At 64.8% G+C, this 17,362-nt stretch carries 15 protein-coding genes; 3 read left to right on the top strand and 12 right to left on the bottom strand.

Going from position 1 to position 17,362, the window contains the following annotated elements:
• Positions 1-137: 137 nt before the first annotated feature.
• The 5 genes from rfbC to HGB41_RS06610 all read right to left on the bottom strand — a co-directional run bounded on the left by rfbC (position 138) and on the right by HGB41_RS06610 (position 4,762).
• The gene (rfbC, locus tag HGB41_RS06590; protein WP_171082442.1) at positions 138-683 is read right to left on the bottom strand and encodes a dTDP-4-dehydrorhamnose 3,5-epimerase; all 546 of its coding nucleotides are present in this window, start codon (positions 681-683) and stop codon (positions 138-140) included.
• Entirely contained in the window at positions 680-1,564 is an 885-nt protein-coding gene (gene rfbA, locus HGB41_RS06595; protein ID WP_171082444.1) for a glucose-1-phosphate thymidylyltransferase RfbA, read from the bottom strand. Before rfbA ends, rfbC begins: the two co-directional genes overlap by 4 nt.
• Entirely contained in the window at positions 1,561-2,466 is a 906-nt protein-coding gene (gene rfbD, locus HGB41_RS06600; protein WP_171082446.1) for a dTDP-4-dehydrorhamnose reductase, read from the bottom strand. The genes rfbA and rfbD overlap by 4 nt, the downstream gene beginning before the upstream one ends.
• Entirely contained in the window at positions 2,463-3,524 is a 1,062-nt protein-coding gene (gene rfbB / locus HGB41_RS06605) for a dTDP-glucose 4,6-dehydratase (protein WP_171082448.1), read from the bottom strand. Before rfbB ends, rfbD begins: the two co-directional genes overlap by 4 nt.
• A gap of 86 nt (positions 3,525-3,610) precedes the next feature.
• Positions 3,611-4,762, bottom strand: coding sequence for an MraY family glycosyltransferase (locus HGB41_RS06610; RefSeq protein WP_171082450.1), 1,152 nt, complete (start codon positions 4,760-4,762; stop codon positions 3,611-3,613).
• Positions 4,763-5,013: 251 nt separating this feature from the next.
• Here HGB41_RS06610 and HGB41_RS06615 point away from each other — a divergent pair, with 251 nt between their 5' ends.
• Positions 5,014-6,189 (top strand): hypothetical protein, encoded by a 1,176-nt coding sequence (locus tag HGB41_RS06615; RefSeq protein WP_229422859.1) that lies wholly within the window; start codon positions 5,014-5,016, stop codon positions 6,187-6,189.
• 170 nt (positions 6,190-6,359) lie between these two features.
• Here the strand turns inward: HGB41_RS06615 and HGB41_RS06620 are convergent, their stop codons facing one another.
• From HGB41_RS06620 to HGB41_RS06630, 3 genes are all read right to left on the bottom strand, one after another.
• Complete coding sequence (locus HGB41_RS06620; protein WP_171082451.1) at positions 6,360-7,352, bottom strand: fumarylacetoacetate hydrolase family protein; 993 nt, start codon at positions 7,350-7,352, stop codon at positions 6,360-6,362.
• Between the two features lie 40 nt (positions 7,353-7,392).
• Positions 7,393-8,472: a phospholipase A gene (locus HGB41_RS06625; RefSeq protein WP_171082454.1), complete on the bottom strand. Its 1,080-nt coding sequence runs from the start codon at positions 8,470-8,472 to the stop codon at positions 7,393-7,395.
• A 311-nt stretch (positions 8,473-8,783) separates the two neighbouring features.
• On the bottom strand, positions 8,784-9,497 hold the full coding sequence (locus HGB41_RS06630) for a pseudouridine synthase (protein WP_171082456.1): 714 nt from the start codon (positions 9,495-9,497) through the stop codon (positions 8,784-8,786).
• Between the two features lie 258 nt (positions 9,498-9,755).
• Between HGB41_RS06630 and HGB41_RS06635 the strand changes: the two genes are divergently transcribed.
• Complete coding sequence (locus tag HGB41_RS06635) at positions 9,756-10,094, top strand: hypothetical protein (RefSeq protein WP_171082458.1); 339 nt, start codon at positions 9,756-9,758, stop codon at positions 10,092-10,094.
• 221 nt (positions 10,095-10,315) lie between these two features.
• On the opposite strand, the gene HGB41_RS06640 is transcribed toward HGB41_RS06635, so the two are convergent.
• From HGB41_RS06640 to HGB41_RS06655, 4 genes are all read right to left on the bottom strand, one after another.
• Complete coding sequence (locus HGB41_RS06640) at positions 10,316-11,329, bottom strand: S49 family peptidase (RefSeq protein WP_171082460.1); 1,014 nt, start codon at positions 11,327-11,329, stop codon at positions 10,316-10,318.
• A gap of 25 nt (positions 11,330-11,354) precedes the next feature.
• Positions 11,355-11,762, bottom strand: a complete 408-nt coding sequence (locus HGB41_RS06645; RefSeq protein WP_171082462.1) for a Rieske (2Fe-2S) protein — start codon at positions 11,760-11,762, stop codon at positions 11,355-11,357.
• A complete protein-coding gene (locus tag HGB41_RS06650; protein ID WP_171082464.1) occupies positions 11,755-12,414 on the bottom strand; it encodes an HAD-IA family hydrolase in 660 nt (219 codons plus the stop codon). Before HGB41_RS06650 ends, HGB41_RS06645 begins: the two co-directional genes overlap by 8 nt.
• A gap of 172 nt (positions 12,415-12,586) precedes the next feature.
• The gene (locus tag HGB41_RS06655; protein WP_171082466.1) at positions 12,587-13,570 is read right to left on the bottom strand and encodes an RluA family pseudouridine synthase; all 984 of its coding nucleotides are present in this window, start codon (positions 13,568-13,570) and stop codon (positions 12,587-12,589) included.
• A gap of 680 nt (positions 13,571-14,250) precedes the next feature.
• Between HGB41_RS06655 and HGB41_RS06660 the strand changes: the two genes are divergently transcribed.
• Complete coding sequence (locus HGB41_RS06660) at positions 14,251-17,316, top strand: Rne/Rng family ribonuclease (RefSeq protein WP_171082468.1); 3,066 nt, start codon at positions 14,251-14,253, stop codon at positions 17,314-17,316.
• Positions 17,317-17,362: the final 46 nt, after the last annotated feature.

Here is a 17,362-nt window from a genome sequence, read left to right on the forward strand (position 1 = left end):
GGGTGAAACGCGTCAATGATCACATTACACTAGGCCAGAAACATGTAGACGCTTTGCGCCACCGCAAACGTGCGGTGCCGGACGCACAAAAAGCGGGATGCTTGATGGGATGTCCCGGATGCTGCGGCCTTCCCCGGTCAGCCGGCCAGTTCCGCCACCGCAAACGGCGTCCCGTGCCTGTCTCGGTCCGACAAGGATGGCGCACCCGCCAGCGGCCAGCGGATCGCCAGCTGCGGATCGTCCCAGGCAATGCAGCGCTCGTGCTCCGGGAAATAATAATCAGTCGACTTGTAAACGAACTCCGCCCCCTCCTCCAGCGCCAGGAAGCCATGCGCGAAGCCCGGCGGGATCCACATCTGCCGCTTGTTCTCCGCGCTCAGCACATTGCCTACCCACTGGCCGAAGGTCGGCGAGCTGCGCCGCAGGTCCACCGCCACGTCGAACACGCTGCCGGCGATCACGCGCACCAGCTTGCCCTGGGGGTGCCGGATTTGATAATGCAGGCCGCGCAAGACGTTCGCCGCGGACTTCGAATGGCTGTCCTGCACGAATTCCACCGGGCGCCCCAGCAGCTCCTCGAAACGGCGCGCATTGAAACTCTCGAAGAAGAAACCACGCTCGTCGCCGAACACGCGCGGCTCGAGCAGCAGCACGTCGGGGATCGGCTGAGGCGTGGCAATCATGGGATGAGGTTCGGCTCGCTGAGCACGCGCATCAGGTACTGGCCGTAGCCATTGTTCTGCATCGGCGCGGCCAGTTCGGCGAGCTGGGCGGCGCTGATCCAGCCCAGCCGGTACGCGATCTCTTCCGGGCAGGCCACCTTGAGGCCCTGGCGCCGCTCGATGGTGGCGATGAAATGGCTGGCGTCGAGCAGGGACTCGTGGGTGCCGGTGTCCAGCCAGGCATAGCCGCGGCGCAGGATCTCGACCTGCAGCCGGCCCAGTTCCATGTAGGTGCGGTTCATGTCCGTGATCTCGAGCTCGCCGCGTGCGGACGGCGTGAGCGCACGCGCGATCTCGACCGCCTCGCCGTCGTAGAAATACAGGCCGGTCACCGCGTAGTTCGAGCGCGGGGCGCGCGGCTTTTCTTCCAGGCTGATGGCGCGGCCCTGGGCATCGAATTCCACCACGCCGTAGCGTTCCGGGTCCTGCACGTGGTAGGCGAACACGCTGGCATCCTCGCGGCCGGCTGCGCGGTGCAGCATCTGGAACAGGTCGTGGCCGTAGAAGATGTTGTCGCCCAGGACCAGCGCCGACGGGCTGCCGGCCAGGAAGCCTGCACCGATCAAATAGGCCTGGGCGATGCCGTCCGGGGATGCCTGCACCGCATACGAGATGTCCAGCCCGAAGCGCGAGCCGTCGCCCAGCAGCTGCTCGAAGCGCGGGGTGTCCTGCGGGGTCGAGATGACGAGGATCTCCTGGATCCCGGCCAGCATCAGGGTGCTGAGCGGGTAATAGATCATCGGCTTGTCGAACACCGGCATCAGCTGCTTCGACACCGCCAGGGTGGCCGGGTACAGGCGGGTGCCGCTGCCGCCTGCCAGGATAATGCCTTTACGCTTCATGGGTTTCCTTGCTCCGCCAGTTCGGCGATCAAACGGTCGATATGGTAGCGCCAGTCCGGCAGCGCGAGGCCGAAGGTGTTGCGGAATTTGCCGGTATCGAGCAGCGAATTGGCGGGACGCGCGGCTGCAGCGCCCCAGTCGCTTGCCGCGACCGGCACAATGCGCCCGCGCGTGGCCTGCAGCCTGGCGCCGCGTGCCAGCGCCTGCCCGACAACATGCACTGCATAGGCGTGCCAGGTGGTGTGGCCGGCGGCCGTCAGGTGATAGGTGCCCGACAGCGAAGGCGCCGCGTCACCCGCCAAGGCGATGCGCTGCAGCGCCAGCGCGGTGGCGTCGGCCAGCAGTTCCGCGCTGGTCGGCGCCCCTGACTGGTCGGCGACGACGTCGAAGCCCGTGCGCTCCCGGGCCAGGCGCAGGATCGTCTTCGGAAAATTGGCGCCGTGCCGCCCGAATACCCAGCCGGTACGCAGGATCAGGTGACGCGCGCCGCTGGCGCGGACGCGCTCTTCGCCCTCGAATTTGCTGCGGCCATAAGCCGACAGCGGATTGGCGGCATCGGTTTCGATATACGTGCCCGGCTTGCGTCCATCGAATACGTAGTCGGTCGAGTAATGCACCAGCCAGGCGCCGCAGGCCGCGGCTTCTTCGGCCAGCAGGCCGGGCGCCAGCGCATTGATGCGGTGGGCCAGGGCTTCGTCGGTTTCGGCGCGGTCGACCGCCGTGTATGCGGCGGCATTGACGATGATGTCCGGCTCTAAGGCGCGCACGCAAGCGCGCAGCGCATCGAGGTCAAGCAGGTCGGCGTCACGGTGGCCGAGTGCGCGCAGCTCGCCGAGCGGGGCCAGCGAACGTCCCAGCTCCCGGCCGACCTGGCCATCCTTGCCGAACAGGAGGATCTTCATTCCCTGTAATGCCCGGAGACCCACTCGCGGTAGGCGCCGCTGGTAACATTCGCGACCCAGTCTTCGTGTTCGAGGTACCAAGCGACCGTCTTGCGGATGCCGGATTCGAAGGTCTCCGCCGGGCGCCAGCCGAGTTCGCGCTCGACCTTGCCCGCATCGATCGCATAGCGGCGGTCGTGGCCGGGACGGTCCTTCACAAACGTCACCTGGGCCGCGTACGAAGCGCCGTCCGCGCGTGGGCGCAGCTCGTCGAGGATCGCGCACACGGTGTGGACGACGTCGATGTTCGCCATCTCGCTGCAGCCGCCGATGTTATAGGTCTCCCCTACCCGGCCGGCGTCGAGCACGCGGCGGATCGCGCTGCAATGGTCGCGCACATAGAGCCAGTCGCGCACCTGGCGCCCGTCGCCGTATACCGGCAGCGGCTTGCCTTCGAGGGCGTTGTGGATTACCAGCGGGATCAGTTTTTCCGGGAAGTGGAAGGGCCCGTAGTTGTTCGAGCAGTTCGTCGTCAGCACGGGCAAGCCATAGGTATGGTGCCAGGCGCGCACCAGGTGGTCCGAGGCGGCCTTGCTGGCCGAGTAAGGGCTGTTCGGCTGGTAGGGGTGTTCTTCGGTAAAGGCCGGTGCCCCGGGATCGAGCGAGCCGTAGACCTCGTCGGTGGACACATGCAGGAAGCGAAAAGACGCGCGCTCGTCCTGCGGTAGCTCGGCCCAGTATCCGCGCACCGCTTCCAGCAGCTGGAAGCTGCCCGTCACATTGGTCGCGATGAAGGCGGCCGGGCCGGCGATCGAGCGGTCGACATGGCTTTCGGCGGCGAAGTTGAGCACCGCGCGCACCCGGTGCTCGCGCAGCAGGCGCGCGACCAGTGCGGCGTCGCCGATATCGCCGCGCACGAAGTGGTGGCGCCGGTCGCCTTCGAGGGCGGCCAGGTTGGCCGGGTTGCCGGCATAGGTCAGCTTGTCGAGGTTGACGACCGGCTCGTCGCTGGCGGCAAACCAGTCGAGCACGAAGTTCGAACCAATGAAGCCTGCGCCCCCGGTCACTAGGATGGTCATACGCTAACCCGTTTATTGAATCCGGGCATGCGCCCGCCAACCCGGATTATGGCGCGTTTTTGACGCTTCCGGGTTGGCGTGGGGACTTAGAGCCCGCGCTGGATGAAGGAGGAGTTCGGCTGCTCGAGCACGATATCGGCGACCCGCTCCGGGCGCTTCATGCGGCGGCGGCGCGCCCACCAGGCCGAAACCACGAAGGCATACACCGACAGGTACAGCAGGAAGCTGGCCAGCACGCCCTGCAGCAGCGCTTCGGGCATGTCGTAGAAGCGCACTGCCAGCATGGCAGGCACCACGGCGACCGCCCAGGAGAACGGCGACACGCAGGCATTGCGCAGCGAAGCCGGTAGCGCGCGGAAATAGCGCGCCGCGATCGCGGTTTTCACCAGGCTGTGCAGGTGCCAGCTGTCCGGATGACCCGGATGGCGGCGGCACCACAGGCGGCGCCCGATGGTGAACAGGGTCTCGAAGATGGGGTAGCCGCAGGCCAGCAGCGGCGCCCAGGGCGACACGCCCGGGTTGCGGTAGACCAGCATGACCGACAGCCAGGACAGCAGGAAGCCGAGCAGGTAGGCCCCGCCATCACCGAGGAATAGTTTACCGAAGGGGAAGTTCACGACGAAGAAGCCGGCGGTGACCGCGCACACGATGAAGCACAGCTGGGCCAGCTCGGCGTCGCCTGCGTTCTGGGCAATCAGGCCGACTGCCGCCATGCCGATCAGCACGGTGCCGCTGGCCAGGCCATTGAAGCCGTCGATGATGTTGACCGCATTGGCCACCCCGCCGACCGCGAAGGCAGTGAACAGCACCGAGAACGGCAGCCAGGCCAGCAGCGCGTCTAGCGGCGCTACCCCGCTGGATACCAGGCTGATGCCGGTCAGGCCCCAACAGCAGACGCCGCTGGCCATGGTGGCGAGCAGGCGCGCCCGCACCGACACATTGCCGGTCAGGTCTTCGGCCAGGCCGAATACGAAGGCGGGCATAGCGGCCACCAGCACCGGCAGCAGCAGCTCCTGCTGGCTTTCCGACAGCGCACCTAAAGTCAGCCACAGGCCGAGCATGATGGCGGCGCCACCGACGCGCGGCGTCGGGGTGATATGGAATTTCTGGACGCCTTGGGTTGCGTCGAGCGAATAGCGGCCATGCCAGCGCGTCGTCAGGACAAGCAGCAGCGAACAGAACAGCGTGATGGCGAAGCCCAGCTCAAGGCCGGCATAGGGAAGATTAAAAATACTCATAGAACCACTTTGTTAACTCGTCAATTCTATCGCATTTCAACATTATCACGGTCCGGAGGTGTTACAAGCTGTTTCAGAAGGACCGTCTGCAAGTCCTTGATTGTGAAAGAACAATTGGGCGATTCTAGTGAGTTTGATTATCCACAATCAACCTTCCTTGAACTTCTCCTACTATTTCTCCACAATTTGTTACACTTTTCTTGCGGAAATATTCGTAGTGAATAACATTCCGCGCCAACGAAAGCTGGTCCATGGCATCTTTCTTCCAGCGTCCTGCCGCGTCCCGTTGTTTCCTGCCCTTCTTTCTTCTTTTTGCGATGGCCAAGCCTGTCCACGCCCAGCCGTCCACCGAGCTGGCCGAACTGCGGGCGCGCCAGCTCGAGGCGGAAACGCGCCAGGCAGTGGCCGAAGCCGAACGCGCCGAACTGCTGGCGCGCCTGCCCCCGGCCCAGTCCAAAGCCCTGGCCGGCACGGTGGACACGCGCCAGTTCGGCACCGCCGGGCTGGTCCGCGCTTTCGACCTGGCACGCGAGCTCGCCGGTGAACTGTGCGCGCAGCTGCCCGCCGACCGCCAGGCCGCCCTCTACGACCCAACCACGGCCCAGGGCATGGTGGCGGCCCGTACCGTGGACAGCGCCCTCTCCCGCCTGTCGAGCGACATGGCCGCCAAGAACAAGGAACTCCAGCTTTACCTCGACACCAACCGCCCGCCCGGCTCCGGCGCGGCCGCGCTGCCACTGGCGGTGTTGGCCGTCGTGCCCGCGACCGTGCGCGCCGGCGCCGACATCGCCGCCTTGCTGCGCAGCGACGTGGCAGCAAGCGGCATCGGCTATGGCGAAGGTGCGCGCAGCCTGTTCGCCAGCGCCCTGGCGCAAGCCTGCCCGGGCCGCATCAGCGGGCTGGGCGCCGGCTATCTTGGCGAGCTCGACTGGGCGCGCTACGAGAAGCTGCTGGGCCGGGTCGGCGCACTTGCCGGGCACCGCGCCGCCTACGCCGGGCGCATCACCGAGCTGCAGGGCCTGGTCGATGCCGTCAAGGGCGAGCAGAAGAAGGAATTCGCCGCGGTGGCGCAGGCGGCGCTGGCGCAACTCAAGGTGGTCGATACCTTCGTCGATTCGCTCAAGGCGGGCGAAGCCAGCGAAAAAAGCCCGCTGTTCAACGCCGCCCGCTACCTTGGCTACAGCGAACGTACCGCCGGCAGCCTGGTGCTGGATGCCGACCTGCGGCTGGAAGGCTTGGCCATCGTGAAGGAAAACCTGTTCACGGGCCAGCACCTGCGCCTGTCCGGCGTGGCCTTTCTCTGGTACCGGCTGCACGAAGCGGACGGCCGCCTGCTGCGGGCCGAGGCGCTGCGCCGGATCACCCGGCCGGTGGAAGTCGACCTGCGCGGAACCGGCGCGCCGGATACCTTCTGGTCCGGTCCGTAGGGTGGGCGGCTACACCGTTCTGGGTGATTAACTGGCAGGTTCGAGCCGCCCGCGCGTTCAAACCACGGTGATAAGCATGCTCCGCGGTTTGCATACGTTCCTTGAACGCGCGGGCGGCGCACACGGTACGGGATAATCCCCTGCACAGGTGCAGCCGCCCACCCCACGGGTCAACGCTGCTTCACCGCCTGGTCGATCGCGCCGAACACCGACTTGCCCTTCTCGTCCAGCATCTCGATGCGGATCGTGTCGCCGAAGCGCATGAACGGCGTGCTGGCTTCGCCATCGGCGATCATCTCCAGGCAGCGCTGCTCGGCAATGCAGGAATAGCCCTTTTTTGTGTCCTTGTTCGAGACCGTGCCCGAGCCGACGATGCTGCCGGCGCGCACGTTGCGGCTCTTGGCCAGGTGGGCGACCAGCTGCGGGAAGTTGAACACCATGTCGGTGCCGGCATGCGGCTGGCCGACCAGGTGCCCGTTCCAGCTCGAGCGCAGGGGCAGGTGCACCTTGCCGCCGCGCCAGGCCTCGCCCAGTTCGTCGGGCGTGACGGCCACCGGCGAAAAACTCGTGGCAGGCTTCGACTGCAGGAAGCCGAAGCCTTTGGCCAGCTCGTCGGGGATCAGGTTGCGCAGCGAGACGTCGTTGGCCAGCATCAGCAGGCGGATCTGGCCGTGCGCCTCGTCGGGCGTGGCGCCCATCGGCACGTCGCCGGTCACCACCGCCACCTCGGCCTCGAAATCGATACCCCATTCCTCATGCGCCAGCACGATGTCGTCCATCGGCCCCAGGAAATCGTCGCTGCCGCCCTGGTACATCAGCGGGTCTTCCCAGAACGAGGCCGGCATCTCGGCCTTGCGCGCGCGCCGCACCAGTTCCACGTGGTTCACATAGGCCGAGCCGTCGGCCCACTGGTAGGCGCGCGGCAGTGGCGCCATGCAGTTAGCCGGGTCGAAGTCGAAGGGGCGGCGCGCGCGGCCTTCCGCCCTGCCCTCGTTCAGCAGCAGGTAGAGGTCTTGCAGTTGGGGCGCGATGTAGGCCCAGTCGTCGAGCGCGGCCTGCAGGGTGGGCGCGATACCGTCGGCGACGTGGGCAGTCTTCAGGTCGCGCGAGACGACCAGCAATTGGCCGTCGCGGCTACCGTCTTTGAGTGTGGCGAGTTTCATGGCGGGTTCCTTTGGCAACCCGCCATTTTAAACGCCCGGATTAATACTTGACCATGACGCCGGCGCCGATACTGCGCTGGAAATAGTTATAGTCGATCAGGCTCTGGCCATAGCCCGAGAACCAGTTGACATAGCCCTTGAGCGGTCCGGCCAGCGGGAAGCCCCAGCCGAGCTGGGTCGCGCCCTTGTTCGTATGCAGGTTACGGCGCAACATGGCCGAGAACTCATGCCCGTCCATGCGGTAGGTGCCGGTCAGCTCGGCGTGGCCCAGGTAGTCGAGGATGTCGGGGTTGTTGTCTTCCTCGAGTGACTCGTTGACGCGCTTCCAGACGCGCGCGCTCATGCTCAGCGGGCCACGTTCCAGCCCGACCTGGGCATAGAAACGGTTCCAGCTGCGCGAAAGGCTCGCCGACTGTCCATTCGACTGGTGGGTGAAGCCCAGGTTCAGGAATTTCACATTCGTGCCCAGCACGCTGAAGTTCAGCGGCGTCACCAGCATGATCTCCGGCTGGTAATTCGTCTCGCGGAAAGGACTCGACGATTCGCGGTTGGCCGCCTGCCAGAAACTGTTCTGGGTATAGCCGAACCACAAATCGACCGGCAGCTCGAACGCGGTCTCGACCACCTTCATCTTGAAACCGAGCTGGAATTCCAGTTCCGCGTGCGACAGCTTGCCGGTGAAATCCTTGGCGCGGAACGGCTCGTAAGGCGACTCGTTCGGGCGGTAGGTACGGTTGGCGATCAGGTAGTTCGGGTTATGCGGGCGGAACACGAAGGTGCCGCGGCGGTGCTTCTCGTTCAGTTCCCAGTGGCTGTCCGTGGTGTGTTCGGCGGCGGCTTCGACGGCCGGGTCGATCGAGGCGGCTTCGTCGGGCTGGGGCTTGGTCGGGAAGGCGGTCGGCTGCATGACGGGGGTCGCCGCGGCGTTCGCGTTTACAACAGGCACCGCGGGCGCATTGATCGCGCCATGGGCAGCGGCCAGGCGGTCGAAGCAGGCGAGGCGCTGGGCGGTGTCGGGGAGCTGGGCGCAGCCGGTGAGCTGGGCGGGGAGTTGCTGGGCGGTGGCGGGAAGGGCGAGCAGGAGCGGCAACAGTGCTGCGGGAATCGATTTCAAATGCATGGGACTTTCTTCGGAAACGGTGGTACGGCCGTGATGTCACCTGAGTGACATTACGGATTTTCAACAGTTTCGCGGAAAAAACGGATGCGTGTCGCACCGCTTGCGGCGGTGCAACATCGGCAAGGGGGTATGTTGCTTTGGTAGGGTGGGCGGGGTCATTGCGGGCAATGCCCGGAATGACGAACGCCCGCGCGTTCAACCAGTGGCAAGATCATCGTGCCAGGTATTTCAGCCACAAGCGATCACCGCGTGGGCGCACAGCAGGCCACCGGCCTGCTGTGCCCTGCCCACCCTACGGTGTGCGGCAATTCTTACGGCACCAACAAATCCAGCTGTTCCTTCTCCAGGAAGCACCATTCGCCTTCTTGCAGCCCCAGCGCTTCCAGCGTCAGCCCGCCGATCTGCGAGCGGTGCAGCGAACTGCAGTGATTCCCCGCCGCCGCCAGCATGCGCTTGACCTGGTGGTATTTGCCCTGCTCCAGCACGATCTCGAGCAGGTGCTCGCCGCGCTGCACGCAGGACAGGGCTTTCAGCGGCGCCGGCTCGTCGTGCAATTGCACGCCTGCCAGCAATTGCTCTACCAGTTCCGGCGTCACCGGCTCGGCGGTCGTGGCCTGGTATACCTTGGGCACGTGGCGCTTGGGCGAGGATTGCGCGTGGATGAAGGGGCCGTCATCCGACATCAGGAGCAGGCCCGTGGTGTCGTGGTCGAGCCGGCCGACCGGCTGCACTTCCCGCCAGGTAAATTGCTCGGGTAGCAGGGTCAGCACGCCCGGATGGTGGCTCGGCTTGCGCGAACATTCGAAATTGGCCGGCTTGTACAGCGCCACGTAGAGATGCTCGCGGTAGCGCCATTCCTCGTCGAATACCGTCAGCACCAGGTCGGCGGTGTCGAAGGTGGCCTTGTAATTGTCTTCGACCGTGCCGTTGACCGACACGTCGCCGTCCTCGATCAGGGCACGGCAGTATTTGCGGGTGCCGAATCCCTGCGATTGCAGGATCCGGTCCAGGGAAAGTTTGCTCATGGGGCGCCACTTTAACAGAACGGGCAGGCCCGAACTAGCTTGGACTCCTACCCGCCAGCAGCAGCTCCTACCCCACCAGGGTAGGAGCTGCCCCACCCCGCTGGAATGATCCTGCGAGCGGACGTTCAATGCATTCACTCATTTGACGAACGTCAAGCTTCGGAAATTTCCTATTGATAGACTTCAACGCGTTAGGAATCCGCCTAACGGCTCGAGGAAACCTTTAGAGTAGCGTTACCTCGCATCGAAGAATAGGACATGACCGTGCATACCGACGCGCAACTGACCGATGGACCATTCCAGCCACATAACAACACGGCGGAACGGCACAAGATTGCCCGATTTCACGCTTCCGGTTTTCCGGCCCAGTTGGCCTTGGCACGCTGGCAATATGGTGGGGAGGCGCCCCACCTGCACCCCGGCGTGCCGGCCCTGCGCGCCGCCTTCTATGAAGCTGCGCGGCACGACTTCCAGGCCTGGCTGGAGTGCGGCGGCTTCCACGCGGTCGAGCTCCCGGTGCCCGACGAAGCGCCCGTCCCCAGGAAATCCCAGCCCGTGCCCGGCGGCGATACGCAGCAGGTCGGTACCCTCAATTGAGCTGCGTGGCGCTGGAAATGAAAACGACGGCCGGAGCCGTCGTTTCCATTTCCTGAAAAGGAACACAACTGTGAGGAATTGAATTCTCTCGAAGCCGCACCCTTGGTGCAGTTGGGGGAGCGTCTTTCAGTTGGGATATTCACACCTCTGAGTGTGGCCTGCCCGTCCCGCAAGTCGCTACACACAATATAGAACAAGAAATGCGGGATGCAAGCAAAATGTCATCTTAATTGCGGCACCGCGCCGCGGTAGGCGGCATTCACGGCCCCATTGCCGACTGCCGCGCCGAACTTTTTCAGCACGCGTTCCGGCAATCCTTCGTGGGCGGTGTAGTCAACGATATCCTCGGCCTTGACGATGTCGCGCGCCACGGTATCTACCGTGCCGAAGCCATCGGCCAGGCCCATTTCCACGGCTTTCGCCCCGGTCCAGTACAGGCCCGAGAAGGTTTCCGCGGTTTCTTTCAGGCGCTTGCCGCGGCCGGCGCGCACCACTGAAATGAATTGCTGGTGGATTTCGTTGAGCATCGCCTGGGCGTGGGCCTTGTGCTTGTCCGACTGCGGGCTGAACGGGTCGAGGAAGCCCTTGTTCTCGCCGGCCGTCAGCAGGCGCCGCTCGACGCCGAGTTTTTCCATGGTGCCGGTAAAGCCGAAGCTGTCCATCAGCACGCCGACCGAGCCGACGATCGAGGCCTTGTTCACGTAGATGCGGTCGGCCGCCGAGGCGATGTAATAGCCGCCCGAGGCGCACATCTCGTCCACCACCACGTACAGGGGCTTGTCCGGGTAGCCGCGCTTGAGGCGCTGGATCTCGTCCACGATGATGCCGGCCTGCACCGGGCTGCCGCCGGGGCTGTCGATGCGCAGCACCACCGCGGCCGAGCCGGAATCGGAGAATGCCTTGTTCAGCGAAGGAATGACGGTATCCGCCGCGCCGCTGCCTTCTGCTTCGATCTCGCCGTTAATTTCGATCAACGCGGTATGCCGCCCCAGGTTTTCGTCGCCGCCCAAGCCGAAGGTGGAATCGTAATAGGTTAACAGGGCAATAATTCCCAGCAACAGAAAGCCAAGCTTGAAGAAAATGCCCCAGCGGCGCGCGGCGCGGCGTTCGCGCACGGTGGCGAACACCAGCTTTTCGAGGGTCTCGCGTTCCCAGTTGCCCGCGGTCGGGTTGGCGGCGAGCCGCTTTTCGGCTGGAAGCTCGGCTTGATGGTCGTGACTCGGTTGGTCGCTCATAGGTTCCAAAATCGGTTCCGGATTCTTAAACTGTCCCGCCAGCTGCCGGGACCTGCACCATGGCGTCGGGTTGCCACCAGATACCGCCGTCGTATTCGAGCACGGCGATCGGCCGCAGCCGCCCGCCCCGGCACGGGCCGCCGGCGCATCTGCCGGTGTCCGGTTCATACATGGCGCCGTGGGTCGAGCACATCAGGTACAGCCCGCTGGACTCGAAAAAATCGCCCTGCGACCAGTCGAGCTCGATCGGCACATGGGCACAACGGTTCAGGTAGGCAAATGGTTTACCGTCGTAACGTACCACAAAGCCCGTGGTGGGGTGCCCAAAGGCAATGACCGGGAAGCGCACGCCCTTGCCGCCGTCGAGCAGCGCGGCGGCTTCGCAGACATACATGCCGCGATCTTCCACGATTATCCCGTCATCCTCATGCATTCTCCAGCAACCAGGCATGCAGCTCGGGAATCGACTTGGCCGAGAACAGTGGCCGGCAAGCCTGCAACTGGTGCACTGGATGCGCGCCGAACTCGACCGCGATGCCGGAGGCGCCGGCATTGGTCGCCATCATCAGGTCGTGCGTGGTGTCGCCGATCATGGCGGTGCGGCGGAGAATCTGGCCCAGCTCGCGGGTGAGTTCCTGCAGCATCGCCGGGTGCGGCTTGGAGAAAGTCTCGTCGGCGCAGCGGGTGGCGTCGAAGGTCGACAGCAGCCCGGCCGCGTTCAGCGAACGGTTCAGGCCGACGCGGCTCTTGCCGGTTGCCACGGCCAGGAAATAGCCCTCCTGCTTCAGTTCGCGCAACATCTCGCGAACGCCCTTGAACAGCACCAGTTCGTGGTCCTTCGTCAGGTAATGGTAGCGGTAGCGCTCGACCATCCGCGGATACATGGCCGGCTCGATGTCCGGCATCACGGCCTGCATCGCCTCGGACAGGCCGAGGCCGATCACGTGCGCAGCCGAAGCGTCGCTCGGCACCGGCAGGCCGAGGTCGCGCGCCGCCGACTGGATGCAGCGGACGATGGTCGCCGTGCTGTCCATCAGCGTGCCGTCCCAATCGAAGACGATCAGGTCAAATTGCTTTCTTGGCATTATCGTAGGCAGCCTTGCTGCCGAATCCTTGGTTTGTAGGGTGGGCGGGTTTACCGCCCACGCGGTGATAGTTAACGGATGAATAGTCGTGCGGGATGATCTTGCGGCCGCTTGAACGCGCGGGCGGGAAAACCCGCCCACCCTACGAAAAACAAGCATGCAACATTATCGATCATGCCACGGCTTGCCCCAAGCTTACCAAGAATCGTTCGCATTCGGCAGGCAGCGGCGCGCGCAGGGTCATCGGCTCGCCGCTATCCGGATGCGTGAACGTGATCTGGTGCGCATGCAGGAACATGCGCTTGAGCGCGCCGCGGGTCGCGGTGCCCTTCTGCAAGGCCTTGTTGAACGGGAAATCGCCGTACTTGTCGTCGCCCAGGATCGGGAAGCCGCTCGAGGCCAGGTGCACGCGGATCTGGTGCGTGCGCCCGGTTTTCAGTTCGGCCTCGAGCAGGGCAAATTCCTGCCACTTGCGCTTCAGATTGAACACCGTATGCGATTCCATGCCGCCGGCCTGCACCACGACGCGCCGCTCGCCGTCCGCCGTCGTGTATTTATGTAAAGGAAGCTTTACATGCTGGCGTTTATTGATCCAGTCGCCGTGCACCATCGTGAGGTAGCGCTTGTCGGTATGGCCATCGCGCATCTGCTCGTGCAGGTTGGTCAATGCGGAACGTTTTTTCGCCAGCAGCAGCAGGCCCGAGGTTTCGCGGTCCAGCCGGTGCACCAGTTCCAGGAACTTGGCCTGCGGGCGCGAGGCGCGCAACTGCTCGATGACGCCATAGGACACGCCCGAGCCGCCATGCACGGCCACGCCGGCCGGCTTGTCGATGACGAGCAGGTGGGTGTCTTCGAACACGATGTCGAACTCGGCGCCGGGCGCCACCTGGCTGCTGCTTTTCTCGGCGATGCGGATCGGCGGGATGCGCACCACGTCGCCTTCGACCAGCCGGTACAGCTGGTCGATGCGGCCCTTGTTGACCCGCACTTCGCCGGAGCGCAGGATGCGGTAGACGTGGCTCTTCGGGACGCCTTTACAGATGCGCAACAGGTAATTGTCGATGCGCTGGCCGGCTTCTTCTTCGGCGATGGTAAGGAACTGCGCCTGTAGTGCTTGCTGTGATGAAGGGGGAACAACATCGTTTTGTATCGCCATTCGCATTGTCTTCCCAGAAATTCTCTCTAAGTCCTTCATTTTGAATATATAATCGACAGGCGGCGGTCAAACCTCTGCTGGTGTAAGAATTAAAACGATATTTTACACAGGGGCGCGCTCCATCGGCCCCGCCAGAGTGCAAATCGATGGAAAAAACGTGTACGCACATTCAGGCGCGAATCAGGGTTGCACCTGCAGTTGTAATCGGGTTGCGCGCGTGGGTGCAGGATTGGATTGTTTGGATTTATAAGGATAAGTACCGGCGAGCCGCCCCGTTTGGCGGCTCGCCGGTTGATGGTGTCGATAACGCTTGTCGTTGTGGCCCGACCCGATGGTGGCTTCACCTGAAGGCTTGAGAATATAGGCTGGTTGATCGCCTCGTATCAAGGTCCTGGTTGTTCGCTGGCTTCGGTCTGGCTCGTTGTTGCACACCGCCTCGCTGTTCCCGCCGTGCCCACCCCAACGTGGTGGCAGTCGGAAGCAGTTGCAGGTTGCGGCGTGCGTAGACAATGACGTTCGGCTCCATTTGCGCCCTGTGCGGCCGCGACGCTACGCGTCGCCGTGCCCCACACCCGGGTATTCCCCCCTCCAACATTCTTTCTCCGCGTACATCCCATGTACTTTCGCCGCGTCTTACAAACGCGGCATGACACGGCCCCCGGGCCGCGGAGTTAATAAAAATGAAACGCATGTTGTTTAACGCTACGCAGCAAGAAGAGCTGCGCGTAGCAATCGTCGATGGACAGAAACTGATCGACATCGACATCGAAACAGCCGGACGAGAGCAGCGCAAGTCCAATATCTACAAGGGTGTCATCACCCGCATCGAACCTTCCCTCGAAGCCTGCTTCGTCAGCTATGGCGAAGACCGCCACGGTTTCCTCCCCTTCAAAGAAGTCGCCCGCACGTATTTCCGTGACGGCGTCGACGTGCGCAACTGCACCATCAAGGAAGCGCTGCGCGAAGGCCAGGAAATCATGGTCCAGGTCGAGAAGGAAGAACGCGGCAACAAGGGCGCAGCCCTGACCTCGTTCATCTCGCTGGCGGGCCGCTACCTGGTCCTGATGCCGAACAACCCGCGCGGCGGCGGCGTGTCGCGCCGTGTCGAAGGCGAAGAACGCCAGGAACTGCGCGAGACGATGGACAAGCTCGACCTGCCGCAGGGCATGTCGGTAATCGCCCGCACAGCAGGCATCGGCCGCAACGTCGAAGAACTGCAGTGGGATTTGAACTACCTGATGCAGCTGTGGCGCGCGATCGAAGGCGCCGGCAAGTCGGCCGGCGGCGCCTTCCTGATCTACCAGGAATCCTCGCTCGTGATCCGCGCGATCCGCGACTACTTCCAGCCAGATATCGGCGAAGTCCTGATCGACACCGACGACATCTTCGACCAGGCCCAGCAGTTCATGAGCCACGTGATGCCCGACATGGCGCACCGCGTGAAGCGCTACAGCGACGACGTGCCGCTGTTCTCGCGCTTCCAGATCGAACACCAGATCGAAACCGCCTACGCGCGCACCGTGCCGCTGCCATCGGGCGGCGCGATCGTCATCGACCACACCGAAGCGCTGGTCTCCATCGACGTCAACTCGGCCCGCGCCACGCGCGGCTCGGACATCGAGAACACCGCCTTCAACACCAACTGCGAAGCGGCCGACGAAGTCGCCCGCCAGCTGCGCCTGCGCGACCTGGGCGGCCTGATCGTGATCGACTTCATCGACATGGAAGTGGCCAAGAACCAGCGCGAAGTCGAGACCCGCCTGAAAGACGCCCTGCACCACGACCGTGCACGCGTCCAGATGGGCAAGATCTCGCGCTTCGGCCTGATGGAACTGTCGCGCCAGCGCCTGCGTCCGTCGCTGTCGGAGGGCTCGCACGTGACCTGCCCGCGCTGCTCGGGCACCGGCCACATCCGCGATACCGAATCGTCCGCCCTGCAGGTGCTGCGCATCATCCAGGAAGAGGCGATGAAGGAAAATTCGGCCGCGATCCACGTGCAGGTGCCGGTCGATGTCGCCGCTTTCCTGCTCAACGAAAAGCGCGGCGAAGTGCTCAAGATCGAGAGCCGCCACCGCATCACCGTGATCCTGATCCCGAACAAGCACCTGGACACGCCGCACTACAAGCTCGAGCGCATCAAGCACGACGACCCGCGCCTGGAAGACGCCCACGCCAGCTACACGATGGCGGAATCGGCCGACACCGACATGGCCTACGCCAAGCGCCAGAAAGAAGAAGCCAAGCCGCGCCAGGAAGCCGTGGTCAAGACCATCACCCCGGCCCAGCCGGCACCGATGGTGGACCGCAGCGAAGCGGCCAAGCCGGCCAAGCCTGTTGCCGCCGCCCCGGCTGCCGCGCCAGTCGCCGCCCCGGCGCCTGCCGAAACCGGCTTCTTCGCCCGCATCCGCAACTTCTTCATGGGCGAGCCGGTTCCACCGGCGCCGGCCCCGGCCCCCGTCGTGGCTGAAAAGCCTGCTGCCCCGTCGACGGGCGAACGTGGCCAGCGTGGCCGCAACGGCAGCGGCCGTGGCGCCAAGGGCGGCCGTGACCGCAGCGAGCGTGACGCAACCGGCAAAACCGACGAGACCGTGAAAGCCGCAGAGCTCGAAGGCAAACCGGCACGTCCACCGCGTCCACCACGCGAACCACGTCCACCGCGCGAAGCGCGTGAGGGTGGCGAAGCCGCACAAGCCGCACCACGTGCCGAGCGTGGCGAGCGTCCGGAACCGGGCGAGCGCAAGGAACGCGCACCGCGCCAGCCGCGTGAGCGTGGCGAACGCGCCGCCCAGCCGGTCGAAGCCAAGGCAGAAGAACTGAAACTGCACGCGGTCCCGGTGCCGGTCGAGGCCGAACTGTCCACCAGCACCCCGCACGGCGATGTGCTCGAGCACGCGGTGAAAGTCGCCTCGACCGGCCCGGCCGGCGAGGAACTCGACGCCGACGGCGACGAGCCACGCCGCCGCCGCCGCCGCGGTGGCCGCAACCGCAACCGCCGCGACCGCGATGGTGTCGAGGGTAGCGAGGCCGTCGAAGGTGCAGAAGGCGCACCGGCCTTTACGCCGGTTGCCGACGAAGAAGCCGCTAAAGTCGCGGCCCAGGGCCGTCCGCCACGGGCCAAGCAGGCCGCGGCATCGGCCGAGCCGGCGCCATGGGCCTTCCCGACCTCGGCGTCGGTGGCTGCTGCCGCTGCTGCCAAGGCGCAAGCCGAGGCGCCTGCTGCTGTTGCTCCTGCTGTTGCTCCTGCTGCTGCTCCTGCTGCAGCACCGGTGGCGACTGCCGCCGGCGAAGCGGGCGCATGGGCCTTCCCGACCAGCGCGTCGGTGGCTGCTGCGCAAGCGGCGGCTGTTCCGATTGTCGAGGCTGCTCCTGCTCCGGTCGCTGCTGCTCCAGTTGCTGCTCCTGCTCCTGCCCCGGTCGCTGCAGCACCTGCGCCTGTGGAAGTTGCTGAGGCACCTGTGCCAACTGCCCCGGCACCGGTTGCGGCTCCTGCGCCTGTGGCCGCCGCACCGGCTCCGGTTGCGCCTGCACCAGCCCCGGCGCCTGTCGCCGTCCAGCCAGCGGTGAACATGGACGACGTGCTGTCCAAGGCCGGCCTGCAACTGGCATCGACCGATCCGGAAAAGCTGCGCGCCGCCCAGGAAGCCGCTGCCCAGGCCGCGTCGACCCAACGCGTTGGCCGTGCCCGCAAGCCGGTGGCCGCACCGGTGGACGAGCCGCTGATCCAGGTGGATACCTCGCGCCAGTAAGCCTTGGTGCTTAGATGGTGAAAAAGGGAAGCTTCGGCTTCCCTTT

Source organism: Telluria aromaticivorans, from assembly GCF_013003915.1.
Lineage (GTDB): Bacteria > Pseudomonadota > Gammaproteobacteria > Burkholderiales > Burkholderiaceae_D > Telluria > Telluria aromaticivorans.

Coding starts and splice junctions, on each gene's coding strand:
- rfbC (WP_171082442.1), bottom strand. CDS start 683: ATGATTGCCACGCCTCAGCCGATCCCCGACGTGCTGCTGCTCGAGCCG.
- rfbA (WP_171082444.1), bottom strand. CDS start 1,564: ATGAAGCGTAAAGGCATTATCCTGGCAGGCGGCAGCGGCACCCGCCTG.
- rfbD (WP_171082446.1), bottom strand. CDS start 2,466: ATGAAGATCCTCCTGTTCGGCAAGGATGGCCAGGTCGGCCGGGAGCTG.
- rfbB (WP_171082448.1), bottom strand. CDS start 3,524: ATGACCATCCTAGTGACCGGGGGCGCAGGCTTCATTGGTTCGAACTTC.
- HGB41_RS06610 (WP_171082450.1), bottom strand. CDS start 4,762: ATGAGTATTTTTAATCTTCCCTATGCCGGCCTTGAGCTGGGCTTCGCC.
- HGB41_RS06615 (WP_229422859.1), top strand. CDS start 5,014: ATGGCATCTTTCTTCCAGCGTCCTGCCGCGTCCCGTTGTTTCCTGCCC.
- HGB41_RS06620 (WP_171082451.1), bottom strand. CDS start 7,352: ATGAAACTCGCCACACTCAAAGACGGTAGCCGCGACGGCCAATTGCTG.
- HGB41_RS06625 (WP_171082454.1), bottom strand. CDS start 8,472: ATGCATTTGAAATCGATTCCCGCAGCACTGTTGCCGCTCCTGCTCGCC.
- HGB41_RS06630 (WP_171082456.1), bottom strand. CDS start 9,497: ATGAGCAAACTTTCCCTGGACCGGATCCTGCAATCGCAGGGATTCGGC.
- HGB41_RS06635 (WP_171082458.1), top strand. CDS start 9,756: ATGACCGTGCATACCGACGCGCAACTGACCGATGGACCATTCCAGCCA.
- HGB41_RS06640 (WP_171082460.1), bottom strand. CDS start 11,329: ATGAGCGACCAACCGAGTCACGACCATCAAGCCGAGCTTCCAGCCGAA.
- HGB41_RS06645 (WP_171082462.1), bottom strand. CDS start 11,762: ATGCATGAGGATGACGGGATAATCGTGGAAGATCGCGGCATGTATGTC.
- HGB41_RS06650 (WP_171082464.1), bottom strand. CDS start 12,414: ATGCCAAGAAAGCAATTTGACCTGATCGTCTTCGATTGGGACGGCACG.
- HGB41_RS06655 (WP_171082466.1), bottom strand. CDS start 13,570: ATGGCGATACAAAACGATGTTGTTCCCCCTTCATCACAGCAAGCACTA.
- HGB41_RS06660 (WP_171082468.1), top strand. CDS start 14,251: ATGAAACGCATGTTGTTTAACGCTACGCAGCAAGAAGAGCTGCGCGTA.